The 25,875-nt window shown below is 54.5% G+C and carries 26 protein-coding genes; 18 read left to right on the top strand and 8 right to left on the bottom strand.

Annotation, left to right across the window (positions count from 1 at the left end; translation table 11 throughout):
- The first annotated feature begins 100 nt into the window (after positions 1-100).
- On the top strand, positions 101-1,072 hold the full coding sequence (locus tag ABXG94_RS08495) for a Gfo/Idh/MocA family protein (protein WP_353533517.1): 972 nt from the start codon (positions 101-103) through the stop codon (positions 1,070-1,072).
- A gap of 100 nt (positions 1,073-1,172) precedes the next feature.
- On the opposite strand, the gene ABXG94_RS08490 is transcribed toward ABXG94_RS08495, so the two are convergent.
- The 3 genes from ABXG94_RS08490 to ABXG94_RS08480 form a co-directional block, all read right to left on the bottom strand.
- Positions 1,173-2,993, bottom strand: coding sequence for a M3 family oligoendopeptidase (locus ABXG94_RS08490; RefSeq protein ID WP_353533516.1), 1,821 nt, complete (start codon positions 2,991-2,993; stop codon positions 1,173-1,175).
- 80 nt (positions 2,994-3,073) lie between these two features.
- The gene (locus tag ABXG94_RS08485) at positions 3,074-4,024 is read right to left on the bottom strand and encodes an alpha/beta fold hydrolase (protein WP_353533515.1); all 951 of its coding nucleotides are present in this window, start codon (positions 4,022-4,024) and stop codon (positions 3,074-3,076) included.
- Positions 4,024-4,314: an SCP2 sterol-binding domain-containing protein gene (locus tag ABXG94_RS08480; protein ID WP_353533514.1), complete on the bottom strand. Its 291-nt coding sequence runs from the start codon at positions 4,312-4,314 to the stop codon at positions 4,024-4,026. Before ABXG94_RS08480 ends, ABXG94_RS08485 begins: the two co-directional genes overlap by 1 nt.
- Before the next feature lie 89 nt (positions 4,315-4,403).
- Between ABXG94_RS08480 and ABXG94_RS08475 the strand changes: the two genes are divergently transcribed.
- The 5 genes from ABXG94_RS08475 to ABXG94_RS08455 all read left to right on the top strand — a co-directional run bounded on the left by ABXG94_RS08475 (position 4,404) and on the right by ABXG94_RS08455 (position 9,454).
- Positions 4,404-4,958, top strand: coding sequence for a tetratricopeptide repeat protein (locus ABXG94_RS08475; protein WP_353533513.1), 555 nt, complete (start codon positions 4,404-4,406; stop codon positions 4,956-4,958).
- Positions 4,959-4,979: 21 nt separating this feature from the next.
- On the top strand, positions 4,980-7,823 hold the full coding sequence (locus ABXG94_RS08470) for a helicase-related protein (RefSeq protein WP_353533512.1): 2,844 nt from the start codon (positions 4,980-4,982) through the stop codon (positions 7,821-7,823).
- Positions 7,824-7,889: 66 nt separating this feature from the next.
- Positions 7,890-8,267, top strand: a complete 378-nt coding sequence (locus ABXG94_RS08465; protein ID WP_353533511.1) for an RNA-binding S4 domain-containing protein — start codon at positions 7,890-7,892, stop codon at positions 8,265-8,267.
- A gap of 50 nt (positions 8,268-8,317) precedes the next feature.
- Positions 8,318-8,656, top strand: coding sequence for a ferredoxin FdxA (gene fdxA / locus ABXG94_RS08460; RefSeq protein WP_353533510.1), 339 nt, complete (start codon positions 8,318-8,320; stop codon positions 8,654-8,656).
- 288 nt (positions 8,657-8,944) lie between these two features.
- Positions 8,945-9,454: a CarD family transcriptional regulator gene (locus ABXG94_RS08455; protein ID WP_353533509.1), complete on the top strand. Its 510-nt coding sequence runs from the start codon at positions 8,945-8,947 to the stop codon at positions 9,452-9,454.
- A gap of 175 nt (positions 9,455-9,629) precedes the next feature.
- Here ABXG94_RS08455 and ABXG94_RS08450 read toward each other — a convergent pair whose 3' ends face one another.
- Positions 9,630-10,178 (bottom strand): helix-turn-helix domain-containing protein, encoded by a 549-nt coding sequence (locus tag ABXG94_RS08450; protein ID WP_353533508.1) that lies wholly within the window; start codon positions 10,176-10,178, stop codon positions 9,630-9,632.
- 186 nt (positions 10,179-10,364) lie between these two features.
- Between ABXG94_RS08450 and ABXG94_RS08445 the strand changes: the two genes are divergently transcribed.
- Together ABXG94_RS08445 and ABXG94_RS08440 are read left to right on the top strand one after the other, a co-directional pair.
- Positions 10,365-11,108 carry an AzlC family ABC transporter permease gene (locus tag ABXG94_RS08445; RefSeq protein WP_353533507.1) on the top strand — a complete coding sequence of 248 codons (744 nt, stop codon included), beginning with the start codon at positions 10,365-10,367 and terminating at the stop codon, positions 11,106-11,108.
- Complete coding sequence (locus ABXG94_RS08440; RefSeq protein ID WP_353533506.1) at positions 11,101-11,394, top strand: AzlD family protein; 294 nt, start codon at positions 11,101-11,103, stop codon at positions 11,392-11,394. Before ABXG94_RS08445 ends, ABXG94_RS08440 begins: the two co-directional genes overlap by 8 nt.
- 6 nt (positions 11,395-11,400) lie before the next feature.
- On the opposite strand, the gene ABXG94_RS08435 is transcribed toward ABXG94_RS08440, so the two are convergent.
- Together ABXG94_RS08435 and cobS are read right to left on the bottom strand one after the other, a co-directional pair.
- A complete protein-coding gene (locus tag ABXG94_RS08435) occupies positions 11,401-12,183 on the bottom strand; it encodes a hypothetical protein (RefSeq protein ID WP_353533505.1) in 783 nt (260 codons plus the stop codon).
- Between the two features lie 15 nt (positions 12,184-12,198).
- Entirely contained in the window at positions 12,199-12,945 is a 747-nt protein-coding gene (cobS, locus tag ABXG94_RS08430) for an adenosylcobinamide-GDP ribazoletransferase (RefSeq protein WP_353533504.1), read from the bottom strand.
- A gap of 80 nt (positions 12,946-13,025) precedes the next feature.
- Between cobS and cobT the strand changes: the two genes are divergently transcribed.
- The 10 genes from cobT (at position 13,026) to ABXG94_RS08380 (ending at position 23,764) form a co-directional block, all read left to right on the top strand.
- Positions 13,026-14,036, top strand: a complete 1,011-nt coding sequence (cobT, locus tag ABXG94_RS08425; protein WP_353533503.1) for a nicotinate-nucleotide--dimethylbenzimidazole phosphoribosyltransferase — start codon at positions 13,026-13,028, stop codon at positions 14,034-14,036.
- A 208-nt stretch (positions 14,037-14,244) separates the two neighbouring features.
- The gene (locus ABXG94_RS08420; protein WP_353533501.1) at positions 14,245-15,276 is read left to right on the top strand and encodes a LacI family DNA-binding transcriptional regulator; all 1,032 of its coding nucleotides are present in this window, start codon (positions 14,245-14,247) and stop codon (positions 15,274-15,276) included.
- Between the two features lie 115 nt (positions 15,277-15,391).
- Positions 15,392-16,696, top strand: coding sequence for an ABC transporter substrate-binding protein (locus ABXG94_RS08415; protein ID WP_353533500.1), 1,305 nt, complete (start codon positions 15,392-15,394; stop codon positions 16,694-16,696).
- Positions 16,697-16,811: 115 nt separating this feature from the next.
- Complete coding sequence (locus ABXG94_RS08410) at positions 16,812-17,678, top strand: carbohydrate ABC transporter permease (RefSeq protein WP_353533499.1); 867 nt, start codon at positions 16,812-16,814, stop codon at positions 17,676-17,678.
- 11 nt (positions 17,679-17,689) lie between these two features.
- Entirely contained in the window at positions 17,690-18,520 is an 831-nt protein-coding gene (locus ABXG94_RS08405; RefSeq protein WP_353533497.1) for a carbohydrate ABC transporter permease, read from the top strand.
- Between the two features lie 12 nt (positions 18,521-18,532).
- Positions 18,533-19,537 (top strand): ABC transporter ATP-binding protein, encoded by a 1,005-nt coding sequence (locus tag ABXG94_RS08400; RefSeq protein ID WP_353533495.1) that lies wholly within the window; start codon positions 18,533-18,535, stop codon positions 19,535-19,537.
- Positions 19,534-19,923 carry an SDR family oxidoreductase gene (locus ABXG94_RS08395; protein ID WP_353533494.1) on the top strand — a complete coding sequence of 130 codons (390 nt, stop codon included), beginning with the start codon at positions 19,534-19,536 and terminating at the stop codon, positions 19,921-19,923. The genes ABXG94_RS08400 and ABXG94_RS08395 overlap by 4 nt, the downstream gene beginning before the upstream one ends.
- 25 nt (positions 19,924-19,948) lie before the next feature.
- A complete protein-coding gene (locus ABXG94_RS08390) occupies positions 19,949-21,427 on the top strand; it encodes a mannitol dehydrogenase family protein (RefSeq protein ID WP_353533493.1) in 1,479 nt (492 codons plus the stop codon).
- A gap of 67 nt (positions 21,428-21,494) precedes the next feature.
- Positions 21,495-22,421: a carbohydrate kinase family protein gene (locus ABXG94_RS08385; protein ID WP_353533491.1), complete on the top strand. Its 927-nt coding sequence runs from the start codon at positions 21,495-21,497 to the stop codon at positions 22,419-22,421.
- 128 nt (positions 22,422-22,549) lie between these two features.
- Entirely contained in the window at positions 22,550-23,764 is a 1,215-nt protein-coding gene (locus ABXG94_RS08380; protein ID WP_353533489.1) for an NnrS family protein, read from the top strand.
- 26 nt (positions 23,765-23,790) lie between these two features.
- On the opposite strand, the gene ABXG94_RS08375 is transcribed toward ABXG94_RS08380, so the two are convergent.
- Together ABXG94_RS08375 and nirK are read right to left on the bottom strand one after the other, a co-directional pair.
- Positions 23,791-24,516, bottom strand: a complete 726-nt coding sequence (locus tag ABXG94_RS08375) for a formylglycine-generating enzyme family protein (RefSeq protein WP_353533487.1) — start codon at positions 24,514-24,516, stop codon at positions 23,791-23,793.
- A gap of 14 nt (positions 24,517-24,530) precedes the next feature.
- Positions 24,531-25,745 carry a copper-containing nitrite reductase gene (gene nirK, locus ABXG94_RS08370; RefSeq protein ID WP_353533484.1) on the bottom strand — a complete coding sequence of 405 codons (1,215 nt, stop codon included), beginning with the start codon at positions 25,743-25,745 and terminating at the stop codon, positions 24,531-24,533.
- Positions 25,746-25,875: the final 130 nt, after the last annotated feature.

Below are 25,875 nucleotides of genomic sequence, written 5' to 3'. Positions count from 1 at the left end.
GAGAACGGCCCTGACCTTTTGGTTGGGGCTTTTCTTTTGGGTTGTTCCGTTTTGGTGCTCTGATACGTTAGCGCAAACAATTCAGGATGGGGAGCGCGCTATGCAGCCGGTAAAATGGGGAATTCTAGGGGCGTCAAAATTTGCCCGCGAACATATGGGGCCAGCCATTCACGCGGCCTCGGGTGCTCAGCTTGCTGGGCTGGCCACGTCCTCGGCTGAAAAAGCGTCGCCGTTTCAGGCGATGTGTCCGGGGCTGGCGGTGTTTGACAGCTATGACGCTTTGTTGGCGGACCCGCAGATTGACGCGGTTTACATTCCGTTGCCAAATCACTTGCATGTGGAGTTTGCCCTAAAAGCGATGGCAGCGGGCAAACATGTGCTGTGTGAAAAACCGATGGCCCTGCGCGCGGATGAATTTGATAAATTGATCGCCGCGCGTGAGGCTTCGGGGCTTTTGGCGGCCGAAGCCTATATGATCGCGCATCATCCACAGTGGCAGTATGTGCAGCAATTGTTGGCCGATCAGGCCATCGGCGACCTGCGTCATGTGACCGGGGCGTTTTCGTATAACAATCGCGACAAGCCGGAAAATATTCGTAACCAAAGCGCCACGGGGGGCGGTGCATTGCGCGATATTGGGGTTTACACGCTGGGCTCGGTGCGGCTGGCGACAGGGCAAGAGCCATTGGATGTGGCCGCAAGGGTGCGCTGGGAAAATGGCGTTGATGTGTTTTCTGACGTGCAGGCGCAGTTTGCGGGTTTTACCTATGCGGCCTATGTCAGCACACGGATGAAGCTGCATCAGGAGATGGTGTTTCACGGCAGCACCGGGTTGATCCGGCTCAGCGCCCCGTTCAATCCCGGGGTATTTGCCGAAGGGCAGGTGGCGTTGTTGCGGGACGGACAAGATGACGTGCTGCGGCGCTTTACAGGGGTGAACCAATATAAGTTGCAGGTCGAAGCCTTTGGCCGATCCGTCAGAGAGCGCGTTGCCTATCCCTGTCCTCTGGAGTTTTCGCGCGGCACCCAGGCGATGATGGACCGGGTTTTTGAGAGTGCTGTGGATTTATAAAGGCCAGAATTCTGCCAAAGCCGAAACGCTGTTTGGCTTTGGCAGGTTCGATTTGGGTATTTGGATCAAGCACAATCTGCAAGGCTTGGGGCTAAGGCCCCTAGTCCTCCATGGCTTCCAACTCGTCGATCATGCTTGAAATCATGCTGAGGCCCTTGTCCCAGAACTTGGGGTCACTGGCGTCCAGCCCAAAGGGGGCCAGCAGTTCTTTGTGGTGTTTGGAGCCGCCAGCCTTGAGCATATCAAAGTATTTCTCTTCGAAGTTTTCGCCGCCCTCGGCATAAACTGCATAAAGCGCGTTCACCAGGCCGTCGCCAAAGGCATAGGCATAGACGTAAAACGGCGAATGCACGAAATGCGGAATATAGGCCCAGAAGGTGTCATAGCCATCCATGAATTCAAACGCCGGCCCAAGGCTTTCGGCCTGCACCGACATCCAGAGCGCGTTGATGCCTTCGGGGGTCAATTCGCCATCAGCACGGGCGTCGTGCAATTTGCATTCAAAGTCATAAAACGCGATCTGCCGCACAACCGTGTTGATCATGTCTTCGACCTTGCCCGCCAGCAGCACTTTGCGTTGTTCCTGCGTTTCAGCCTTGTCGAGCATTTTGCGGAAGGTCAGCATTTCACCAAAGACCGAAGCGGTTTCAGCCAAGGTCAGCGGTGTGGAGGACAGCATTTCGCCCTGTTCTGCGGCGAGAACCTGATGCACGCCATGGCCAAGTTCATGCGCAAGGGTCATGACGTCACGTGGTTTGCCCAGATAGTTCAGCATCACATAGGGGTGTACGTTGGTCACGGTTGGGTGTGCAAAGGCACCGGGGGCTTTGCCGGGTTTGACCTCGGCATCAATCCAACCTTTGGTGAAAAACGGTTCAGCGATGTCGGCCATGCGCGGATCAAAGGCGGCGTAAGCTTCCATTACGGTTTTCTGCGCCTCATCCCAAGGCACGGTGCGCGTGTCTTCCATGGGAAGCGGCGCGTTGCGGTCCCAGACCTGCATCACGTCCAGACCCAGCCATTTGCGTTTCAGTTCGTAATAGCGGTGGCTGAGCTTGGGGTAGGCTGCGACTACGGCGTTGCGCAGTGCCTCGACCACCTCTGGTTCAACGTCATTTGACAAATGACGACCCGCCTGAGGCGACGGCATCTTGCGCCAGCGGTCCAGTACTTCTTTTTCTTTGGCCTGGGTGTTGTGCACGCGGGCAAAGGTTTTGATGTTGGCACCTAAAACGCGGGCGATTTCACGCGAGGCGGCTTCGCGCTTGCTGCGGTCTTGTTCGGTGAGAAAGTTCAGCGTTGCCTCGATGTTCAGCTTTTCGCCTTCCATCTCAAATTCCAGCCCAGCGATGGTTTCGTCAAACAGACGCTCCCAGGCGTCACCCACAACGCCAAGATCATGCAGGAACTTTTCCAGCTCGTCTGACAATTGATGTGGTTTCATGGCGCGAATGCGATCAAAGACTGGCTTGTAGCGCGCCAGGTCTGCGTTTTGCGCAAACATCGCGTCCAATTTGTCATCCTCGATGCGGTTCAGTTCCAGGGTAAAAAACACCAGCGGGGTTGAGAAATCGGTCAGCGCTTCTTGCATGTTTGACATGAATTGCGCGCGCTCTGCATCCACCGTCACCTGATAATAACGCAGGCCTGCATATGACATGATGCGGCCAGAGATCTGGCTGATCTTTTCGTTGCGCTGCACGCAAGTCAGCAGGGCCGGGGCATCCAGATCTGCCAGTTTGCCTTCGTAATCTGCGGCAAATGACGCGCATTCCGCCTCGAGCCACTCAAGGTCTTTGTCCAGTTCTGGGGCTTCGGGGGAGGTGTATAGATCGCTGAGATCCCATTCTGGCAGGCCTCCCAATCCTTCGCCTCCGGCAGTGGCATTGGCGTCGCGGACGGGGAAGGGCAGGTTGAGCATGGGGGCCTCGTTATCAATGAATTCTGTTGCATGCCAGATAGGCAGAGCAAGGGGGGTGGTGCAAGGGGGGTTGGTTTGAATTAGTCAGTGGACAGCGTTTGTGCGTTAAAAAGCTGTGCGGTCTTTTCAACCACATCACCGCGTATCTTTGGATTGTCCATCAGCACTTCGTGTTCGCCAGCCGCGACCATATCGAGCGTGCCGTTGTTCCAGCCAGCCATGCAAGTTTTTATGGCCGCGGTGGATACGATTTTTTCGTCAGTGCCCAAAAACGTCAAGCCGGGCAGATCTGGGGCAGGCAGACGGCGCAATTTGCGGCATTCTTTGAGCGCTTCGGACAGCCAGCGCAGGGTTGGACCGCCGATCATCAGTTCGGGCTTTGCGCGGGCTTGGCTTTGCAGGCGCGCATACATGTCCCGATCTTTGGTCAACTGGTTGTCTTCAAAGGCTGTGTCCAGAACATAGGTTTCATGTTTGGTGCCGGGGGTAAGCCAGTGCCCGATGCCGATGAGGCTGGCAATACCGCTGAGCAGCACGGCGATGGGGCGCAAAATCGGATTGAGGCCGATGTCCCACATCGGGCCGGTAAAGGCAGCAGCCCGCACTGGCAGCCCGTCATGCAGCGCCCGCAGCCCGATGCAACCGCCCATGGAGTGGCCCAGCAAAAAATACGGCTCTGGTATGTTCAGGGCCTTAGCGCTGCGTAGCATGGCGGCCACATCCAATTGATAATCTTGAAAGTGAATGACGTGGCCTGACTGAACGTTTTCAGTCAAGCGATCCGCCAGCCCTTGGCCGCGCCAGTCAATCGAAATGGTCGCAAAGCCTTGCTCTGCCAGACGGCCCGCGGTTTCCGCGTATTTTTCGATGTATTCCGTGCGCCCGGGAAACAGCAACACAGTGCCTTTGGCACTTGCGTGGTCCCAGGCTGCAACGCGCAGCCGCACCCCATCTGTGGTTAGAACCCAATAGGCTTGGGCCTCGGGTTCATCAGGAATGATCGGGTAAAACGGTGCGCGCTCTAGGGTCATCAGGCGAGGGCCGAGGCAAGTTTCATCGCCATGCCCATATCACCATCAACGCTCAGCTTGCCGCTCATGAAGGCCGAAGTAGGGTTGATATCGCCCTCGAGGATCGATTGAAACACGTCGGCGTCCGCTGTCAGGGTGACATCTGCATCATCGTCGCTGGCGCGCACGCCATCGCTGTCGATGATCAACGCGCCTTCGCCTTCGATCACGAATTTCGCAGAGCCATCAATTCCGGCGTCCCCGAGTTTCGCGCCCAATGCTTCTACCGCTGCTGCTACAATATCGCTCATTTATAAACTTCCTTTGATTTGCCGTTCATTTACCCGGCACCAGACTAGTAAATCCTGACGTGCAGGTTACATTCAAGAGTGTTATGGGCATGTTATCGATTAATCTCAAACCTATCGTTGCGGCAGCCGTCGTCACATTTATGTGCGGGGCAGGCAGCGCGATTGCAAGTGATCGTTTGGCGGATCTTTTGACAGAGCTGCAGACGGCGGAACCCAGCGCAGCAGTTGCCATTGCCAAAGAAATCCGGCTGGAGTGGGAAAAATCGGGCTCTGCTGCGGCGGATCTGTTGCTGAAACGTGGGCGGGATGCCGCAGAAACCGGCGATTTTGAGGACGCCATAGAGCATTTTACGGCTTTGGTGGATCATGCGCCTGACTTTGCAGAAGGTCGCGTCGCGCGGGCAAGAGCCTATGTCGAGGTTGGCCTGTTTGGGCCCGCGGTTGCGGATTTGGAGCAGGCGCTGGAGCTAAACCCGCAGCATTTTGAAGCGATCAATGGTTTGGGCGTGATCCTTGAGATGATTGATCGTCCCGTAGAGGCCTATGAGGCCTATCTGTTGGTGATGGCTATACATCCGACCCATCCGGTCGTAACAGAGGCTCTGCAACGTCTAGAGATCAGGGCCAAAGGCCAAAAACTCTGAGAAATTAAAAGGCGCATGAACATGTCCCTGAACGGGCGGATCACAGCGGTTTTGGGGCCGACCAATACAGGTAAAACCCATCTGGCGATTGAACGTATGCTGGGGCATCGCACGGGGGTTATTGGCCTGCCGCTGCGGCTGTTGGCGCGCGAAGTCTATGACAAGATTGTTGCGGCGCGGGGGCCTAACGTTGTGGCGCTGATGACAGGCGAAGAACGTATTGTTCCGCCGCGCGCGCAATATTGGGTTTGTACTGTGGAGTCGATGCCAGAGGGCATGGGCTGTGATTTTCTGGCGGTTGACGAAATCCAATTGTGCGCTGATCCGGAACGCGGGCATGTCTTTACCGACAGGCTGTTGCGGGCGCGGGGGCAGCATGAAACCATGTTTATGGGGTCTGATACGATGCGCGGCGCGATCGCTGCGCTGGTGCCGGGCGTGCAATTTGATCGGCGCGAGCGCATGTCGACCCTCAGCTATTCCGGCAGCCGCAAGATCAGCCGTATGCAGCCGCGTTCGGCGATTGTTGGGTTTTCAGTGGACAACGTCTATGCCATCGCCGAATTGCTGAAACGCCAAAAGGGCGGTGCGGCTGTGGTGATGGGGGCGCTTAGTCCGCGCACGCGCAATAAGCAGGTCGAACTGTATCAAAACGGTGATGTTGACTATTTGGTGGCCACGGATGCCATCGGCATGGGCCTTAATCTGGATATCGATCACGTGGCGTTTTCCAGCACCCGGAAATTTGACGGCCGTCGCATGCGCGAAATAATGCCGAACGAATTGGCCCAGATTGCAGGCCGCGCTGGGCGCGGCATGAGCCACGGAACCTTTGGGGTCACCGGTGAAGCGCGCCCGTTGGAGGACGAGGTGGCGCAGGCGATCATGGACCATCGCTTTACACCGCTGAACAAGTTGAATTGGCGAAATGCCGCGTTGAAATTTGCATCCGTTGATGGGTTGATCCATTCCTTACAAGTGGCTCCGCAAGACATCATGCTGATGAAGTCACGCGAAGCTGACGACCTGATGGTGCTTAATACATTGGCGCGTGACGCTGAAATTCGGGCCCGCACCCATGAGTCCAAATCCGTGCGATTGCTATGGGATGTCTGTCGTGTCCCGGATTTTCGTGGGATCAGCCATAATGAACACGCCAGCCTCTTGCAGAGCCTGTTTGGATACCTACATCAACGAGGAACTGTGCCATTTGATTGGTTTGCGCGCCAAGTTAAGCGAATCGATCGGGTTGACGGAAACATAGATGCCTTGTCCAAAAGATTGGCATTTATCCGAACTTGGACCTATGTGGCGCAGCGAAATGGTTGGGTCGATGACGAAAACCATTGGCGCGGCGAGACGCGCGCTGTAGAAGATCGCCTGTCAGACGCTTTACACGCGAAGCTGACGGAAAAATTTGTGGACCGCCGAACCTCTGTATTGCTCCGGCGGCTCAAACAGAAGGAGGCCCTTTTGGCCGATGTGAATGATAAAGGTGAAGTGACCGTCGAAGGTGAATTCGTGGGTCGCTTGGATGGGTTCCGGTTTCAGGCTGACAAAAGCGCTGAAGGCACCGAAGCTAAAACGTTACGCCAAGCAAGCCTAGCGGCTTTGGCACCGCAGTTTCATTTGCGGGCGGATCGCTTTTACAACGCACCCGACACCGAAATTGATTATACCGAACAAGGTGGCCTGATGTGGGGCGAACATGCGGTTGGCAAATTAGTGGCCGGCGCGGACCCGTTGAAACCATCTGTGCAAGTTTTTGTTGATGATGAAGCTGGGCCTGACGTTGCACAGAAAGTAGAACGTCGTTTGCAGCATTTCATCGACCGCAAAATAGCGGCGTTGTTTGAGCCGCTTTTGAACCTGTCGCGTGACGAAGAATTGTCGGGACTGGCCCGTGGCTTTGCATTCCGCATGGTCGAGGCGTTGGGTGTGATCCCACGCGGTGACGTGGCGGTCGAAGTCAAAGAGCTGGATCAGGATGCCCGTGGTGCACTGCGCAAACATGGCATTCGTTTTGGTCAGTTCACCATCTTTATGCCTTTGCTGCTAAAGCCGGCACCAACGCGTTTGCGCTTGGTGCTGTGGTCTTTGCACAAGAATCTGGACATCTTCCCAGAATCTCCTCCCCCAGGTTTGGTGACCGTGCCCGCAGGCGAGCAAACCCCAGCAGGCTATCACGCGATGGCGGGATATCGTGCGGCGGGCGAACGCGCTATTCGCATTGATATGCTGGAACGTCTGGCAGATATGCTGCGGTCAGAGGACAGCCGAGGCGGCTTTGAGGCCAATCCGGACATGTTGTCGATCACCGGCATGACGCTAGAGCAATTCGCGGCCCTGATGGGCGGACTTGGCTATAAGGCCGAGAAAGGCGAACGTGCCAAAGTGAAACCGGTTGTGGAGCCAACACCTGTTGCAGAAGCCGCTGTAGAGGCAGAAGCAGAGGCAGCTGATGAACCCGCAGGCGAAGACGCGCCAGTGGCCGTTGCCGATGTGGTTGCAGCTGAAGAAGTTGCGGTCGAAACGGTTGCGACAGACGCTCTGGCCGAAGAGGCCACAGCGGATACAACAGATGCATCTGTAGAGTCCGCAGAGCCCGAAGCCGAAGTCTTTTACACCTTTACCTGGGGTGGTCGCGCCAACAACAACCGCCAAAACAACCGCAATCGCGGTCAGCAGGGTGGGCGTCGTGAAGGTGGCCAAGCTCAGGGAAAACCACGCGGTAAACCCCGTGGCAAGGGCAAGCCTCGCAATGAGGGTGCCAAGCAATTTACGGCACGTCCACCGAAAAAAGAAAAGCCAATCGACCCGGACAATCCGTTTGCTGCGGCTTTGATGGGTTTGAAGACCAAGTGATCAAAATTGGGCGTGTATCAGAGGATACACGCCCTTTTTCTATTCTGGGTAAGGGGACACCCACGCGTGAGTGAGGCAGCAGAAAAACTGCGGATCGACAAATGGCTGTGGCAGGCCCGATTCTTTAAGACACGCAGCCTGGCTGCCAAAGTGGTCACGGCGGGAAACGTGCGGGTGAACGCCCAAAAGATAGCCAAATCCAGCTTTTCGATAAGTCCAGGTGACGTGCTGACGTTTTCTCAGGCCAAAGAGATCCGAGTCGTGCGGGTTAAGGCGCTGGGAACCCGACGTGGTCCGGCCCCAGAAGCACAGCTTTTGTACTTTGATATGAGCGAACCAAAAGAAAAAGTTCCAGCTGCGCCGCGATTTGAAGGAAAAGGGCGCCCCAGCAAGCGGGATCGTCGCAATCTCACTCTTATGAAAAACAGGCAGCTTGAAGATTAGTCCGCCTTGAATTAGCTAGGCTTTAAGAATTCTGTATATTGAGACGCCCCATGACCTATGTTGTTACCGACAACTGCATTGCTTGCAAATACACTGACTGCGTTGAAGTCTGCCCGGTGGATTGTTTTTACGAAGGCGAAAACACGCTGGTGATCCACCCGGATGAATGCATCGATTGCGGTGTATGTGAACCTGAATGCCCCGCTGATGCGATCCGCCCGGACACCGAGCCGGATATGGAAAAATGGGTGGAATTTAACCGTAAATACGCGGATCTGTGGCCGGTTATCATTTCCAAAAAAGATCCAATGCCAGAGGCCGAAGAGCGCGATGGTGAAGCGGGTAAAATGGAGAAGTATTTCTCTGAAGCGCCTGGCGAAGGCGGGTAAGTCCAGCGATTCGACTGTGCAGCACGGCTTTTGCGGTGTAAAAGCGGCATAGAATGCTGATCTTTAGGGGGAAACACGGCGTTTCCCCTGAGGTGCTTCTATTGTGGCGATTTTTATGCTATGTTTGCCTTACAAATGAATATGAACATCTGATGCCATCCCGAGAGCTACGGCGATTTGCCCGGCCAAGGATGGTTTTTTGCGCCAAAGTGACCTCCACCACGGGAAACTTGATTTTCCGCGCGCTGGGTTTTTTGCACTTGGGTGCGCTCTGTTAGGAAGGACGACATGAGCAAGTCGAAGAAAAATGAGTTTCGCCCGGACGATTTTGTTGTCTACCCAGCGCATGGCGTGGGGCAGATCATCTCTATTGAAGAACAAGAAATCGCCGGCATCGAGCTAGAACTTTTTGTGATTTCTTTTGAAAAAGACAAGATGACTTTGCGGGTACCAACCCACAAAGCCACAGAGATTGGCATGCGTGGGCTGAGTTCTCCGGATGTGATCAATCAAGCGATGAAGACTCTGAAGGGCAAAGCCAAGGTCAAACGGGCGATGTGGTCGCGCCGCGCGCAGGAATATGAGCAAAAGATCAACTCTGGGGATCTGATTGCAATAGCAGAAGTGGTGCGCGACTTGCACCGCACTGATGATCAGCGCGAGCAAAGCTATTCGGAACGTCAGCTGTATGAAGCGGCGCTGGAGCGCTTGACACGCGAAGTGGCGGCGGTTGCCGGTGGCGATGAAGTGTTGGCTGCCAAACAAGTCGACGAGGTATTGACCGCTCGCGCGGCATAAGCCTAATCAAATCTAAATGAAAAGCCGCGCAGAGATACTCTGGGCGGCTTTTGTTTTGGGGCTTTGCCCCCAGTGGCGAAACAGGGTTTCACCCCTTCCCCCAGGGTATTTTGATCAAGAACAAAGCCGGGGGTTGGTGGGGGCTGCTGGCGTGTCGCCGAATGTTGGTGATCGCTTAGGCCGGGCTTTCCATCACCACGGCCAGCACCGCCGTTGCGGTTAAGGGTTCATAGGCGTGCGGCACATCCGCGGGAAAGCGGTAGTAGTCGCCGGGTTTGAGGATCTCTGTTTGGTCTGTTGGCCCGGTTTTGACCTCGCCGGATATCACAAAAACATGTTCAACCGTGCCGTTGGGGTGGGCCTCGGCTTTTCGGGTGGAGCCCTGGCGCAGCTGAACGCGATAAAGATCACGGATGCGGCCAGGGGGGGATTTGTCCAGCAACTGGGTTTGATAATCCGCCATTTCCGAGGCCACGCCTTGGCCATCCTGAGCACGGATTAGTTTTATTTCGTTTGCGGGCATTTCAAATAGATGGCTGAATGGAACCCCAAGCACATTAGCGATGGCCCAAAGCGTTTCAATACTGGGGTTGCCTTGACCTGATTCAAGTTGGGACAGGGTGGATTTTGCCAAACCGGCCTGCTGCGCCAAGGCAGACAGGCTTAGTCCGACACGGTGTCGTTCGCGCTGGATGGCGCGGGCAATTAGGGCAGCTGGGGTCATTAAGGGCCTATGGTGTCAATGGGGCGTCGTTCGTTATAGCGAACATAGTTTGATTTGACTTTGTGCGCAACGCTGTCCATTATCATGAACAACGTTCGATATTTCGACTTTCAGGCCTGCCTGCCTATCTGCATGCACGGGTGTCGAATTGAAAAAATATGTGTTCTGAAAAATCTGAGAGGGCCTATGTCTGCCGAAAGTGTAAATCACGCAGCACGCTTGCCGCAGAGCAGGGGGTTAGAGGTGAAAGCAGGGTTGCGCGATGCGCTGCCGATCTTGTTGGCCATCGCACCCTATGCTTTGGTCTTTGGTGTTTATGGCATTGATCAGGGGATGTCGTCGACAGAAGTGCTTTTGGCATCGGCCACGATCTTTGCGGTTGCCAGTCAATATGTGATGGTCGAGTTGATGGGGCAGGATGTGCCGATCTGGTCAATTCTATTGGCTGTTCTGGCGGTGAATTTCAGGCATGTGCTGTATTCTGCGTCATTGGTGCAAAGCCTGCAGGCTTTTAGCGGCACCCAAAAAGCACTGGCATTCTTTTTTTTGACCGATCCGCAGTTTGCCAGCAGCGCGGCGCGGGCCACCCGGCAAAAGCTACGCCCAAGCTATTATTTCTCTTATGCGCTGGTGGTCTATTTTGTTTGGATCTGCGCCAATATCCTGGGCAGCTATTTCGGGCGCTGGCTCGGAGATCTGAGCCGGTTTGGACTGGATTTTCTGTTGCCGATGTTTTTTGCCAGCCTCGTGATTGGCTTTCGGCACAGACCTGGGTTTTCCTGGGTTTTGACGGTCAGCGTTATGGTTTCTTTGGCCGCGTTTTATCTGATTGGCAGCCCGTGGCATATCACCCTTGGCGGGTTTGCAGGAATTGCAACGGCCGCGCTGCGCAATGCGCCAAAAAGCAAGGGCGGAGGTCTGGATGCCTGATAGTTTTGTTCTAATTTTGCTCTGTGCGCTGGTGACCTATGCAACGCGCTGCGCTGGTTTTGTCATCATGTCTTATTTTGGCACGGTTCATGCGCGGGTTGCAGCAGGGCTGGAGGCGGTGCCAATTGCTGTTTTATCGGCACTGGTGGCCCCGTTTGTGGTTCAGGGGGCACTGTATGATGCGCTTGCTTTGGTCTTGGTCTGTCTTTTGTCGCTGCGTTTGCCAATGCTGCCCAGTGTCACCCTGGGCGTGGTCACCCTGGCGGTTCTCCGCGCAGTGTCGTGATCAGAACTAGCCGCGACAATGGCCATTGGTATAGCGATAAAGGGTCTCTGCCAGCGCCTCTGCCACATCCTGCGAAAGGACCTGAAATTGCAGTTTTTCGGGCATACTGACAGCGGCGGATAGCAGGGTGTCGCGGCGTGCGGTTTTACCTTCAAAGAACCGGGTCATGTGAAATGTCATTGGTTGGGATAAATCAACAAGGCGTTCGGAATAATCAAAAAAAGCTGGTGCGTCAGCATGGGGCGAGAGTGCCGGAGTCTCTTCCTGGGTGCTGCCTATGCGCGTACTGGCCAATGAGATGGTGAGGGACCGGGTTGGATCGCGCAGCAAATTGCGAATGTTTTCCTGGGTATCAAGCTGGGTGGTCACTTGGTTTCCCTTGCCATCACGCAGAACCAATGTGCCGGCTTTTTGGGTAAATTGGCTTGGGACCTCGGATAATAAGCGTTCTGCTTGATGCACCATTGGCAAGGTCATCGGACTGCGCTGGATGATCAGGATGGCCTGATCCTTTTTGGTCGGCAGAATGCGAATTTCGGAAAAATCAAATAGGCTGAGGTCGGCCCGCAAAAGAGCTTGGGTAAAATGTGTTTGATCTGCGTTGAGCTGTGCAACCGATATCGACAGCTGGCAATCCTGAACGGTCAGGTCCGCCTCGAGCAAACCTGGTACGGCGGAGCGCATGATTTGGGTTAAGTCTTGATCGGTGGGGGCGGTATCACGATAGAGGAAATACCATGCGCTAAATCCCGCCAAAGCCAAACACGCGACAAATGCAAAAATCCGCATCAAATCATCCTCTATCTATGCCAGCGACAATAAAAGTGTGATCAGGATCACCTGTTGGGTCGCGCCAAGTACGTCCCCGGTTTGCCCGCCAATTTTGCGTTGCGCAAGCCATGCGGTGCCAAAACTTATCAGTGTTGCGATCAGCCCAAGCTTTAGGCCGGCCCAGCCCAGGCACAGTAAGGCAAATCCAAGCGCAAGACCCAGTCCAAGCCCAACCGCGCCCAACGGAGGACGGCCCTGTGCATGGCTAAGGCCGGTGTCGCGGGCGTGCGGCAAGGCATGCATCAGCGCGGGCATAAAGCTGCGCGACAATACTTCGACCACAAGCAGTGGCCAAAACCAGTGGCTGGTTTCTAGGATCAGCCAGATTGCAAGCCAGCGAAAGCCAATCGAAAGACACAGGGCTAAAACGCCGTATGTGCCGATCTGGCTGTCTTTCATGATTTCTAGGCGGCGTTCAGTGGTCCAGCCGCCCCAGAACCCATCGCAGCAATCTGCAAGCCCGTCTTCGTGCATTGCGCCGGTCAACAGGATTGTGGTGACAAGCCAGATACCTGCGACCAGCGGCGTTGCGATGTTCAGCCAAAGCGCGCCACCTGTAAGGATCCCAGCGATCAGCGCGACAGCTAGGCCAGCAAGTGGGTAAGCCCAGACCGCATTGGCACTGCGCGCAAACTCAGCTTTCACGGGCAGACGGGTTAATAGCGCAATCGCTGTTAGAATATCGCCCGGTCTGGCCAGCGACGTGTCGTCCTTTTGCATCTGAATGTCCTTTCCAGACTTGCCGAAAGCGGTGGGTCAGGTAAACACCGAGCGGACGCGCGAGACAACAGGAGCCCGCCATGACAGCCACATTTTCTACGCTTAATGAATTTCGCACCCAACTTGCAGGGGCAAAAGGCCCAAATGCAGTGGCAAAATCCGAGGCGGAAGAGCGCAATGGGCAGTTGACCAAGCCACCGGGGGCTTTGGGGCGGCTCGAGGATTTGGCGATATGGTATGCCGGATGGCGTGGCACGGCGCGCCCTGAAATCGCCAATCCTCAGGTGATCGTCTTTGCCGGGAACCACGGCGTCACAGCACAGGGGGTTTCAGCGTTTCCAGCTGAGGTCACCGAACAAATGGTGCTGAATTTTCAACACGGCGGCGCAGCAATCAATCAATTGTCGCGTGCAGCAGGGGCCAAGCTTTCTGTGCATGCGCTTGATCTTGACACTCCAACTGCGGATTTCACGCAGGGGCCAGGCATGACCGAGGCAGAGGTTGTTGAGGCCCTGCGCACTGGCTGGGACGCTGTGGACGACAACACCGATCTCTTGGTGGTTGGCGAAATGGGTATCGGCAATACCACCAGCGGCGCAGCGGTCTTGAATGCGATTTATGGCGGCGAGGCCGAAGATTGGGTTGGTCGTGGCACCGGGGTTGATGATGCTGGTTTGCGCCTTAAGGCCGATGTTGTGCGCGCAGGGCTGAAAACCAACGCTGGTGTGACGGGTCTTGAGGCCCTGCGTTGTTTAGGTGGCCGCGAGCTTGCCGCGATGGCGGGCGCTATTGCGCGGGCTCGGGTCGATCAAATACCGGTCATTTTGGACGGGTTTATTTGCACAGCTGCCGCCGTCACGCTGTTAGAGGCCCAAGACGGGGCACTTGACCACGCGGTTGCCGGGCATGTGTCCGCCGAGGCTGCGCATTTCAACGTGTTAAAGAAGCTGGGAAAAGAACCGCTTTTGGCCATGAACATGCGCCTAGGCGAAGCCTCTGGCGGCGCGTTGGCGATCAATGTTTTAAAAAGCGCAGTTGCCTGTCATTCGGGCATGGCGACTTTTGCCGAGGCCGGGGTGTCTGATAGCTAAGCGCTGGCATCTGCCACTGACCAGGACATAATTGGCTTTTCAACAGGCCGTTATTGCAGCTGACCTATTGCCGCGCTGGGCGTGTGGGGTATCCGCTACCGTAAAGCTGGAAAATTTTACGCGCGTCAATTAGTATGCCTTCAAAAGCACCACCGTTGCTGGGATTTCGGTGTCAGATTTCAGCGCGGCGAGAAGGAACAGTCCAAAGATGAGCGACCCAAAAATCAAGAACATGGATGATTTTGCATCCGTAAGTGGGATTTCGCGCCCAACGATTTCAAAATACTTCAATGACCCATCAAGCGTGCGCAAAACAACGCGCGAGCGTATAGAGCGGGCGCTGGAGCAATTTGAGTATCGCCCAAATATGTATGCGATGAACCAGAACCGGCGGCTGACCAAGAACATTGGTATTGTTGTGCCCTATCTGGCTGACCCATTTTTTGCTGAAATGGCACGCAATATTGAAAATCACGTGCTCGAAGCGGGGTTCCGTCCGGTTTTACTGGGGTCGCATGGGGATCCGGAAAGTGAAATTGAGAACCTCGAGAACCTGCGCTTGATGAAACCAGCGGGCGTGTTGCTCGCGCCTTTGGGGCGCGGCTCGGATCCGGCGCGTATTGAAGCGTTTTGCAAAGACGTCCCAACCGTGTTGTTTGATGCCAATATAGAGGATCTGGGAGAGGCTTTTATTGGATCAGACAATGATCAAAGCGTGAATTTGATTGTGGAGTACCTGTGCCGGACAGGCGAACCGCCGGCATTTTTTGAAATGAAAACACCCGCAAACCCGAATGCTCTGAAACGGCGCACTGCTTATGTGACAGCGATGCAGCGCTTGGGGCACAAGCCGCATTTGGTGCAGGCGGCGGGCGAGGGCTGGGATTTTGAAGAAATTGGTTTTCGCGAAGGCACACGCGTTATTTCAGAACGCAGCCTGCCCTCAGATACAATTTTGTGCAGCAATGACCGTTTGGCGATTGGATTTTTGTCCGCGGCCTATCAGTTGGGGTTGCGTATTGGGATCGCCGACAATTGCGCATTGCGCGTTGCCGGGCACGATGATCACCCGTTTTCGCGCTATAGCTGCCCAACTTTGACGACGGTTTCCCAAGATTATGTCTCGATTGCAGCTCAAAGCGCGGCCACGCTTATTGGCTTGATCGAGTCGGGAAATGCCGCCGAAGCCAAGAGCGTCACTTTGTTTGAAGGCAGTTTGATCATGAGGGGGTCTGCTTAAGTATCTAGGAATGTTTATTAAAAATCTAAAACTTTACGCGCGTAAAAAATAAATTGACGCGAGGGACCGTTGGCGCTAGTTTTCTAGGACAACATCCAATTAAGGGAGGAAACGGATGTCTTTGAAGAACACACTTCGTGCAGCCACGGCTATGTCGGTGCTTGCAACGACAGCGGCTTTTGCTGACACGATTACAATCGCCACCGTGAACAACGGTGACATGATCCGAATGCAGGGTCTGACAAGCGATTTCACCGCCAAAACCGGCCATGAAGTAGAATGGGTTACCCTGGAAGAGAATATTCTTCGCCAGCGTGTGACACAGGACATTGCCACCAAGGGTGGTCAGTTCGACATCATGACGATCGGCATGTACGAGACACCGATTTGGGGTGCCCAGGATTGGCTTGTCCCGCTGAATGATCTGTCTGCCGAATATGATATCGACGATTTGCTGCCAGCGATGCGCAATGGCTTGTCCCATGATGGCATCATGTATGCAGCACCGTTTTATGGTGAATCATCCATGGTGTTTTATCGTACCGATCTGATGGAAGCAGCCGGCCTTGAAATGCCAGCTTCGCCGACTTGGGGCTTTATTCGTGAAGCGGCCTTGGCGATGACGGACAAAGAAAACGAAATCTATGGTGCTTGCCTGCGTGGAAAAGCGGGATGGGGCGACAACATGGCGTTTGTCACATCCATGGCCAACTCGTTTGGTGCACGTTGGTTTGACGAAAACTGGAAACCGCAGTTTGATTCCCCAGAGTGGAAAGAAACACTAACTTTCTATCTGGATCTTATGGAGCAAGCTGGCCCTCCAGGCTCGTCTGGAAACAGCTTTAACGAAAACCTGACGCTGTTTAACCAAGGCAAATGCGGCATGTGGATTGACGCCACCGTGGCGGCCTCGAAGCTGACAAACCCAGATGATTCCGTTGTTGCGGATAAAGTGGGCTTTGCGCTTGCACCCCATAAAGAAGGTGTGTCCAAAAACGGCAACTGGTTGTGGGCTTGGGCGCTGGCGATCCCTGCGGGAACGCAAAATGTCGATGCGGCCAAACAGTTTATCGAGTGGTCCACGTCTAAGGATTACATCGAGTTGGTAGCTGCAAACGAAGGTTGGGCAAATGTGCCTCCGGGTGCGCGGACATCGCTGTATGAGAACCCTGAGTACCAGAAGATCCCATTTGCCAAAGTGACGCTCGACAGCATCTTGTCTGCAGATCCAAACCAACCCACCGTTAAGCCGGTGCCCTATGTTGGCGTGCAATTTGCGGCAATTCCGGAATTCGCGGGTATCGCGGGCCAAGTTGGCCAGGAATTCTCGGCTGCCGTTGCAGGACAACAGACTGCTGAACAGGCTCTGGCCAAAGCCCAGGCGCTGACAGCAGAAGAAATGGAAGCTGCGGGTTACTAAGCCTTCAGACTGACAACGAGGGTGGCGCAGGCCGCCGCCCTCTAGCCTAACTCACCTAGAAAAGCGAATAATCGTCCAAGGCGGCATTGCGACCGTCAACGGAGGAGATGTACTTATGGCTACTCAACACTCCAGATCTGCTGCCAGGATCATGATGGCACCTGCTGTCATACTGCTCTTGGGATGGATGCTGGTCCCCCTCACGATGACACTCTACTTCTCGTTCAAGAAATACCTGCCGCTGCGTGGTGGTGATCTGGGATGGGTCGGTTTTGACAACTATGTCAGGTTTGTCTCATCAAGCGCCTTTTGGCCAAGTGTTCTGACAACTTTGATTGTTGTTGGCGGCGTTTTAGTTATCACCATCATTTTTGGCGTGCTTCTGGCACTTCTGCTGAACCAACCCATGTGGGGGCAGGGCGTTGTCAGAATATTAGTTATTGCCCCATTTTTTGTAATGCCGACAGTTTCCGCACTTGTCTGGAAAAATATGTTCATGGATCCAGTGAACGGTCTGTTTGCGCATCTTTGGAAATTCTTTGGTGCAGAGCCGGTGTCATGGCTTAGTCAGGCGTCACTGGAATCCATCATTATGATTGTGTCTTGGCAGTGGTTGCCCTTTGCAACGCTTATTCTGCTGACCGCGATCCAGTCTTTGGACAGTGAACAGCTGGAAGCCGCAGAAATGGACGGTGCCCCGCCCATCAAACGCTTTGCCTTTATCACCTTGCCTCACCTGAGCCGTGCGATCACCGTTGTGGTTTTGATCCAGACAATCTTTCTACTGTCGATCTTTGCCGAAATCTTCGTGACCACCCAGGGCGCGTTTGGAACCAAAACACTCACCTATTTGATCTTTCAGCGGGTGCTGGAAAGCCAAAACGTGGGACTTGGATCTGCGGGCGGCGTCTACGCCATCATCCTTGCCAATATCGTTGCGATCTTCCTGATGCGCATCGTCGGCAAGAACTTGGACAAGTAAGGAATTTCATTATGGCTCGCTCTGTCACAACACAACGCAAAACCATCAACACGGTCTTTGCCTGGAGTTTTGGTCTGCTGATCTTCTTTCCGATCCTGTGGACCATCTTAACCAGCTTCAAAACCGAAGCTCAGGCCATCGCTGACCCTCCCATTTTCTTGGGGTTCAATTGGACGCTGGAAAACTATTCCGCGGTCATGGAACGGTCAAACTATATGCGGTTCCTGTGGAACTCGATCTTTATCGCCGGGGGCTCAACTATACTTGGCATCATCATCGCGGTGCCTGCCGCCTGGTCGATGGCATTTGTTCCTAGCAAACGGACAAAGGATATCCTGCTTTGGATGTTGTCCACCAAAATGCTGCCAGCTGTTGGTGTGCTGTATCCGATCTATCTGATCTTCATTCGCATGGGACTGCTGGATACAAAGATTGGCTTGATGGTGGTTTTGATGCTTATCAACCTGCCGATCATCGTTTGGATGCTTTACACTTACTTCCGCGAAATCCCAGGTGAAATTCTGGAAGCCGCGCGTATGGACGGGGCGTCGCTGAAGGAAGAGATCATCTATGTTCTTACACCGATGGCCATTCCCGGAATTGCGTCGACCCTTCTATTGAACGTCATCCTTGCTTGGAATGAAGCCTTCTGGACGCTGAACCTAACCGCTGCAAAAGCGGCCCCGCTGACGGCCTTTATCGCCAGCTATTCCAGCCCAGAAGGCCTGTTTTACGCAAAGCTTAGTGCGGCATCCACCATGGCCATCGCGCCAATCCTCATTCTTGGCTGGTTTAGCCAGAAACAACTTGTCAGCGGCCTGACCTTCGGCGCCGTCAAATAGGGAAATAGACCAATGGGACAAATTCAACTGAACCAAGTGACCAAAAGCTTCGGCGACGTCCAGGTCATTCCACCTCTGGACCTCACCATCGAAGACGGAGAGTTTACAGTCTTTGTCGGACCTTCGGGCTGCGGTAAATCAACACTCTTGCGCCTGATTGCAGGCCTTGAAGATATCACCTCGGGCAATATTGCGATTGATGGCGGCGATGCTACGGATGTGCCCCCAGCCAAACGCGGCCTAGCCATGGTGTTCCAATCCTATGCGCTTTACCCGCATATGTCGGTGCGTAAGAACATTGCCTTTCCAATGCGGATGGCAAAAATCGAGCAGGGTGAACAAGATCGTCGCATCGAAGCTGCGGCCAAGGCCCTGAACCTGACCGATTATCTGGAACGTCGACCTGGCCAGCTTTCAGGTGGTCAACGGCAAAGGGTGGCCATCGGCCGTGCCATTGTCCGCGAGCCCGCAGCGTTTTTGTTTGATGAACCTCTTTCCAATCTGGACGCGGCTTTGCGTGTGGGTATGCGGCTTGAGATCAGCGAACTGCACGAACGTCTGAAAACGACAATGATTTATGTGACGCATGATCAGGTCGAAGCCATGACAATGGCCGATAAGATTGTGGTGTTGCGCGCTGGGTTTATCGAACAAGTTGGCTCGCCCCTCGAGCTGTACCACCGGCCACGCAATGTCTTTGTGGCAGGCTTTATCGGATCTCCGAAAATGAACATCATTTCTGGGGAAGAGGCCAAAAAGCATGGCGTGACTTCGATTGGTATTCGTCCGGAACATGTTGATGTCAGCAAAACCGAAGGCCTTTGGAAAGGCCGCGTCGGGGTCGCTGAACATCTTGGATCTGATACCTTTATCCATGTGCACGACACAGGGCTGGCTGACATGTTAACGGTGCGTATCACCGGCGATATCGAAGCCCGGCACGGTGACACGATCTATCTGAACCCACAGATGGACAAACTGCATAAATTTGACGCCCAGGGTTTGCGGGTCGAATGATGCGTTTGGCTGGCAAATCAGCCCTTGTGACTGGCGGCGCCCGAGGTATCGGGCGCGCCTTTGCCCAGGCGTACATTCAAGAAGGCGCGCGGTTTGCCATTGCCGAAATTGATTTTGGGCAGGCCCAGCAAACAGCCGCAGACCTCGGTACAAATGCGCTTGCCGCAAAAATGGATGTGTCGGCGCAGGCCAGCATTGATGCGGCGGTGGTTCAAACGGTCAAAGCCTTTGGGCAAAAGAAACGCGAAGTGGGCAATGCCGTTCCCTATGGACGGATGGCGCGCGCCGAGGACCTGACTGGCATGGCGGTGTTTCTGGCCAGCAGAGAGGCCGACTACATCGTTGCACAGACGTACAATGTGGATGGCGGCCAATGGATGAGCTGAGGCGCGTTCGCGCGGAGAAATGACTATGAAGTTAACGAATGACACAGTTGCAAGCCTGCCAGATACGGTTCAGCGTCCGCAGTATGACCGCGCGACTTTACGACCGGGCATCGTGCACATCGGATTGGGAAATTTCCACCGCGCACATCAGGCTTGGTATCTTCATCGCCTGATGCAAATGGGCCGTGCGCTGGATTGGGCCATAATCGGTGCAAGCGTGCGCGCCAATGACATTGCCATGCATGATAAACTGAAGACCCAGGATTGCTTGACCACTCTCATAGAGTTGGACCCTGCAGGCACCTCGGCCGAAGTCATTGGGTCGATGATCGACTATGTGCCGATTGAAGATGGCAATGGGCCGCTTATCAATGCGCTGACAAATCCGGCCATTAGAATTGCGTCGTTGACGGTCACTGAAAGCGGGTATTTTGTCGACAGTGCCACGGGCGCACTAGATTTGGGCCATCCAGATTTGCAGTTCGACGTGGCGAACCCTGCAAAACCGAGCACGGTGTTCGGGGCGATTGTGGCTGCCCTTAAAATACGACGAGCTGCGGGATCTGGCCCGTTCACGGTGCAAAGCTGTGACAATTTGCAAGGCAATGGCAATATCACCCGACAAGCTGTCGTTGGTTTAGCCAAACAGACTGATCCAAAGCTCGCAGTTTGGATTGATGAAACCGTGTCATTTCCAAATTCGATGGTGGATTGCATTGTGCCTGCGACCGGGCCGACAGAAATTGCGCGGGCGCAGGCGCTGGGCATCGAGGATATGGCACCGGTAACCCATGAAAATTATCGTCAATGGGTCATGGAAGATGACTTTTGTGCAGGTCGCCCGGACTGGGATCTGGTAGGGGCAACGCTTACGGAAACGGTGCATGATCATGAAAAAATGAAAATGCGCGTATTGAATGCGGGTCATCAGGTGGTTGCCAATGTCGGAGAGCTTTTGTCAGTTGAGACCATTGCTGACAGCCTGAAACATTCTTTGATTGCCGCCTTTTTTCACAAGGTGCAGCACGAAGAGATCGCGCCATATGTAAAACCTGTTCCGGGCATGTCACCCTCTAACTACGTGGCGTTGATCGAGAAGCGCTTTGCCAACCCCTATATTTTAGATACGACGCGTCGAGTGGCCTTTGACGGATCGTCCCGACATCCGGGCTTTGTTTTGCCGATCTTGCGAGATGCACTTGAAGCAGGTGGTGAGATTCAGGGCTTGGCGTTGGTTGAGGCGCTTTGGGCGCGCATGTGCGCAGGCACCCGCCAAGACGGTACCGAAATTGCGCCAAACGATCCGCAGTGGGGCAGTTTGGTTAAAACGGCACTGGCTGCGCGCGATGATCCAAGGTGTTGGCTGAAACAACAGCAAATCTATGGCGATTTGGACCAGAATGCGTTGTTTGTTTCTGCATTCGAAGTCTGGCTAAGCGAAATTTGGGAAAATGGATGCGAGGCCGCGCTGACCAAATATACGGGCCAAACAGCGGTCAAATGACCTGCGCTGGCACATTATTCCATGCGGGCAGACGAGGAAATCTGCTGACCAATCAAAGGTTTAAATAATGATTTTGTGTTGCGGTGAGGCGTTGATCGATATGATTCCGTCCACATCCCTTGAGGGGCAAGATGGATTTGTGCCCCACGCGGGTGGTTCGGTTTTTAACACGGCCATTGCATTAGGGCGATTGGGCGTATCAACGGGTATGTTGGCTGGGGTTTCACGTGATTTATTCGGTCAGTTGTTAGTAAGCAGGCTGCATGAAAGTCATGTAGATACGTCTTTTGTTGTCACCTCTGATCGACCAACAACACTTGCCTTTGTGCATTTGGCAGACGGGCATGCGACCTATACCTTTTTTGACGAAAACTCTGCTGGTCGCATGGTGACTGCCATAGATTTCCCTGCTGTCCCGCCAGGGGTTGATGCCTTGTATTTTGGTGGGATCAGTTTGGCGGTAGAACCTGCGGCCGATGCCTTTGTGCAGCTTATGGCAGCGCAAAGTAATCAGCGGGCGATCATTGTCGATCCAAATATTCGCCCAGCCTTTATCCAGGACCATGCGCGATACCGGGCGCGACTTGCGATGATTTTCAAGTATGCAGACATCGTAAAGGTTTCTGACGAAGATCTGGACTGGATTTACCAAGAGCCTTTGTCGCAGAAAGAAAAGGCGCATATGATTTTGGATCAGGGGGTATCGCTTGTGATCCTGACGCGCGGCAAAAGCGGTGCCAAAGGGTTTTTGGCCAATGGCGACGAAGTCATAGCGCCGGCGCATTTGGTGGATGTGGTTGATACTGTCGGGGCCGGAGATACGTTTAACGCAGGCGTTTTGGCCAATTTGGCGCAATCATCGATGCTAACGAAATCAGGCATTCACCGGTTGTCTGTTACGGATGTGCAATCAGCCTTGCACTATGGGGCGAAAATTGCCGCTGTGACTGTGTCGCGGGCAGGGGCCAATCCCCCGTGGCTTGAAGACCTTTAGGCGTATAAAGATGCGTTTTTTAAGGGTCTTACGAGATCTGAATGCCGCTACTCAATCTAAGGATTTGCGCTAGCGCAAAGACCTATATGTGCGTCGCATGTTTCATGTGCTCAACTAGGAGTGCAATGATGACGCAGACAAGTTCCGAACGCATAAGAAACTGGCAAGGACCAGCCGTGTTCTCTTATGGGTTTCGCCCTTTTTTTCTGGGGGCAGCGCTTTGGGCTGCCGTTGCGATGGTACTTTGGGTATTGATGTTGGGTGGTCAGGTTGAGTTGCCCTTGGCGCTTGATCCCGTCTCGTGGCATGCGCATGCCTTTATGGTGGGCTATGTCAGCGCCGTATTGGCGGGTTTTTTGCTGACTGCTGTGCCCAATTGGACCGGACGATTGCCGGTTGTGGGCTGGCCCTTGATGGCATTGTTTTGCCTATGGGTTCTGGGCCGCTTGGCGCTGCTTTTCTCGGCGCTATTGCCCGCGGAAATCGTCGCGCTGATTGACCTAAGTTTCCCGCTGTCGTTGTTCGGGTTTTTGGCTCGTGAAATCTTGGCTGGGCGCAATTGGCGCAATCTGATGATCTTGGCCTTGGTGGCGGTTTTCGGCTTTGGCAACGCCTTGTTTCACCTGGATATTATGCGAGACGCTGTGCCCTATCAGGGGATTGGGTTTCGCCTTCTTTTGGGGTCTACCCTGATGATGATTGCCGTGGTAGGCGGGCGCATTGTGCCCTCGTTCACGCGCAATTGGCTTGCGGCACAGGGGCGTGCAGAACGCCCAGCACCACCGATGCAACGGTTTGATAAAATTGCGTTGCTTGTGTTGGTGGCTGCGCTGGTTTTGTGGTGTTTTGATCTTCCAAGTGCCGGGCCAGCCCTGCTTTTGGCTGGCGGTTTGCACCTCGTTCGGCTTGTCAGGTGGAAAGGGTTGGCGACCCTCAGCAATGCGTTGCTTTGGGTGTTGCATCTTGCTTATCTATTTGTGCCGCTGGGGGCTTTGACAATGGGTTGGGCCCAAAGTTTTGATACCGCCTTTGAGGTCTCGGCGCAGCATCTTTGGATGGTTGGTGCCGTTGGCCTGATGACATTGGCAGTGATGGCGCGCGCCACATTAGGACATACGGGTCACGCCTTGGATGCCAACGGCAAAACGGTTGCGCTGTTTGTCATGTTGTTGGGGGCGGTGATCTTTCGGGTGCTCTCAGCAGTGCTTCCGGGGGATCCGCATCTGTACCACGTGATCTCTGCCCTGTTGTGGCTTTTGAGCTTTGGCGGCTTTGCTGTGGTGTTTGGACCAAAGCTGTTGCAACCAAAGCGCGCCAAAAAACGGGTGTCGCAGCCGGGATAATCTGGGTGTCTGACCTTAAAGGTCCGTCAGGTTACGGGCTTGTCGCTGACCAATCGCAGCCCAAGGTGGGCAGGTGGCGCGCCCACAGCGCAGCCGCCGCGGGCTGGGTCGCGCACCAGAAACGGGATCGCGGCCGCATGCTCTCCAGCGACATAAAATGCGGCGCATCTTTCGGTATCTTCATTGTCGTAACAATCCTGTGTCCACTCCCAGACGCTGCCCGTCAGATCGCTTATGCCGGCCTTTGACATTGGAAAGCTGCCAGTGGGTTTCAGGCCACGCGAAGGTAGATTTTCCACCAGATAGGCCGAGGCCCAAGACAGGGCGGGATCGGTAAACAGCGGGCCGGGTGCTTCAGGCAAAACGTCGGCGGCAAATTCATCCCATTCCTGCATACTTGGCAGCCGGAACGGGTGATTGGACTGGGCATTAATCCAAGCCAGATATTCACCAACATCAACAAAATTGAGCCCGGTTGCGGGGGTGGTCCGTGGGTCCATATTGGGGCGTGTGCGCACTTTCAAACTGCATGCACCCGCCGCATGGCAAAGATTCCACTCTGCAATGGTGACTTCGTATTTTTGCACGTGCAAATTCCGGCCATCCGCAAGGATGACCGGGGCTTTTGCCATTTCAGGCACCAGGGTCAGGTCAGCGGGCTGATTGACCTTGGCAACTGTTACAATTGCGGCGATCACCGCCAGAACCAGCGATCCACCTAAGGCGGTTTTGGTTTTTCTGGCGATGGTCATGCTTTCTACTCCGATTAGGTGGCGAAATCGCGCGGCGCGACAACTTGCTCCATCAGCTCGTTGTCCCATTGGCCATCGACCACAAAGTGCGCGGCGGCCCCAAGCAATGTTGCTTCGATCAGGTTGTGGTTCACATAGGCGTACACACCGGGCTGTTTGAAGGTATAGACCGAGGCACCAGAGCTACCACCGCGAATGAACCATGTTTCCAGACCGGTTTGTGGCGCGTCGGTAAAGCTGCCTGCTTCCCAAACATAATCGCCGTGCCCGCCGATCAGGTGAGGTCGGGTATCGCGGTTGGCCTGATTGTGGATCATGAGTACGGTTTCGCCAACTTCTGCCTTAAGCGCACCTTCACCGGTCAGAGCGCCAACAGCACCGTTAAAGACCGAATGGGTGGGTGTCAGCGTCCGCATGGCATCCAAGGCGTCGGCATAGTCGTCGCCGGCTGTTTCGTAGGTCTTATAGTTGCCTTCGTCATCCATCGGCAGATAGAAATCCTGCTCCCCGATATAGGCAATGCTGTCATACCGAACTGGGTTGCCGTCCCCGTCTTTCAGGCCTTCGCGTGGCAATACCATGCAGGTCCCGTTCATGCCGTGGCACACGTGGTAGGGGATCATCGCGCCGCCGGGGGCACAGTGATAGGTAAAGACGCCGGGTTTAGTGGCTTTCCAGCGCAGCACAGTTTCTTCGCCTGGGAAAACATGTGTCAGGCCGCCACCGCCAAGGGCACCGGTAGACGAGTGGAAGTCGATGTTGTGTTCCATTACACTGTCGACCGGGTTGCGCAGGGTCAATTCGACCATGTCGCCTTCATGGGCGATGATCAGAGGACCGGGAACCGAGCCGTTATAAGTCAGCGCCCAAATTTCAGCGCCGGTGTCCTCATCAACGGTCAAGAGAACCTCTTTGGTCTCCATGGTGATTTCAATGATTTTTGGACCGCCAACTGCGACCTGATCATGCACAGGTGCAAAAGGTGGGGCGACCAATTCCTGCTTAACCCGCGTATAGCCTGCAAGGTTGGCCGGTTTGGCGTTTGTCGCGGCTTCGGTCTTTTCTGCTACCCGCGTGAGGGGCATAGGACGTGGATTTACCATGGCAGGTTTACGAGCTGCGGCTGTCACCGACCCACCTGCAACAGCGGCGGCACCAGCCAATAATGATCCGCGCAAAACGTTGCGTCGGTTTGTTGGGATGAGGCCGGGATTGATGTATTTAGACATTTATTCCTCCTGGATCAGGTAAGGTGATCAGTTGATGCAAACGAGGTCCCAAATGCGGTGATCTCGCGGTGGGTTTCCTTTCAACTTTCGAAACTCAGCCCCAGTTTAGCGCCGAGAAAGCAAGGCTTCT

The sequence above is a fragment of the Cognatishimia sp. WU-CL00825 genome (assembly GCF_040364665.1).
Lineage (GTDB): Bacteria > Pseudomonadota > Alphaproteobacteria > Rhodobacterales > Rhodobacteraceae > Cognatishimia.
Note: the sequence above shows the minus strand (reverse complement) of the source record. Positions and strands in the feature narration are given on the sequence as shown.

Coding starts and splice junctions, on each gene's coding strand:
- nirK (WP_353533484.1), bottom strand. CDS start 25,745: ATGTCTAAATACATCAATCCCGGCCTCATCCCAACAAACCGACGCAAC.
- ABXG94_RS08395 (WP_353533494.1), top strand. CDS start 19,534: ATGATGCGTTTGGCTGGCAAATCAGCCCTTGTGACTGGCGGCGCCCGA.
- ABXG94_RS08495 (WP_353533517.1), top strand. CDS start 101: ATGCAGCCGGTAAAATGGGGAATTCTAGGGGCGTCAAAATTTGCCCGC.
- ABXG94_RS08375 (WP_353533487.1), bottom strand. CDS start 24,516: ATGACCATCGCCAGAAAAACCAAAACCGCCTTAGGTGGATCGCTGGTT.
- ABXG94_RS08385 (WP_353533491.1), top strand. CDS start 21,495: ATGATTTTGTGTTGCGGTGAGGCGTTGATCGATATGATTCCGTCCACA.
- ABXG94_RS08450 (WP_353533508.1), bottom strand. CDS start 10,178: ATGACCCCAGCTGCCCTAATTGCCCGCGCCATCCAGCGCGAACGACAC.
- ABXG94_RS08415 (WP_353533500.1), top strand. CDS start 15,392: ATGTCTTTGAAGAACACACTTCGTGCAGCCACGGCTATGTCGGTGCTT.
- ABXG94_RS08480 (WP_353533514.1), bottom strand. CDS start 4,314: ATGAGCGATATTGTAGCAGCAGCGGTAGAAGCATTGGGCGCGAAACTC.
- fdxA (WP_353533510.1), top strand. CDS start 8,318: ATGACCTATGTTGTTACCGACAACTGCATTGCTTGCAAATACACTGAC.
- cobT (WP_353533503.1), top strand. CDS start 13,026: ATGACAGCCACATTTTCTACGCTTAATGAATTTCGCACCCAACTTGCA.
- ABXG94_RS08445 (WP_353533507.1), top strand. CDS start 10,365: ATGTCTGCCGAAAGTGTAAATCACGCAGCACGCTTGCCGCAGAGCAGG.
- ABXG94_RS08455 (WP_353533509.1), top strand. CDS start 8,945: ATGAGCAAGTCGAAGAAAAATGAGTTTCGCCCGGACGATTTTGTTGTC.
- ABXG94_RS08380 (WP_353533489.1), top strand. CDS start 22,550: ATGACGCAGACAAGTTCCGAACGCATAAGAAACTGGCAAGGACCAGCC.
- ABXG94_RS08400 (WP_353533495.1), top strand. CDS start 18,533: ATGGGACAAATTCAACTGAACCAAGTGACCAAAAGCTTCGGCGACGTC.
- ABXG94_RS08390 (WP_353533493.1), top strand. CDS start 19,949: ATGAAGTTAACGAATGACACAGTTGCAAGCCTGCCAGATACGGTTCAG.
- ABXG94_RS08475 (WP_353533513.1), top strand. CDS start 4,404: ATGTTATCGATTAATCTCAAACCTATCGTTGCGGCAGCCGTCGTCACA.
- ABXG94_RS08420 (WP_353533501.1), top strand. CDS start 14,245: ATGAGCGACCCAAAAATCAAGAACATGGATGATTTTGCATCCGTAAGT.
- ABXG94_RS08405 (WP_353533497.1), top strand. CDS start 17,690: ATGGCTCGCTCTGTCACAACACAACGCAAAACCATCAACACGGTCTTT.
- ABXG94_RS08440 (WP_353533506.1), top strand. CDS start 11,101: ATGCCTGATAGTTTTGTTCTAATTTTGCTCTGTGCGCTGGTGACCTAT.
- ABXG94_RS08410 (WP_353533499.1), top strand. CDS start 16,812: ATGGCTACTCAACACTCCAGATCTGCTGCCAGGATCATGATGGCACCT.
- cobS (WP_353533504.1), bottom strand. CDS start 12,945: ATGCAAAAGGACGACACGTCGCTGGCCAGACCGGGCGATATTCTAACA.
- ABXG94_RS08470 (WP_353533512.1), top strand. CDS start 4,980: ATGTCCCTGAACGGGCGGATCACAGCGGTTTTGGGGCCGACCAATACA.
- ABXG94_RS08435 (WP_353533505.1), bottom strand. CDS start 12,183: ATGCGGATTTTTGCATTTGTCGCGTGTTTGGCTTTGGCGGGATTTAGC.
- ABXG94_RS08485 (WP_353533515.1), bottom strand. CDS start 4,024: ATGACCCTAGAGCGCGCACCGTTTTACCCGATCATTCCTGATGAACCC.
- ABXG94_RS08490 (WP_353533516.1), bottom strand. CDS start 2,993: ATGCTCAACCTGCCCTTCCCCGTCCGCGACGCCAATGCCACTGCCGGA.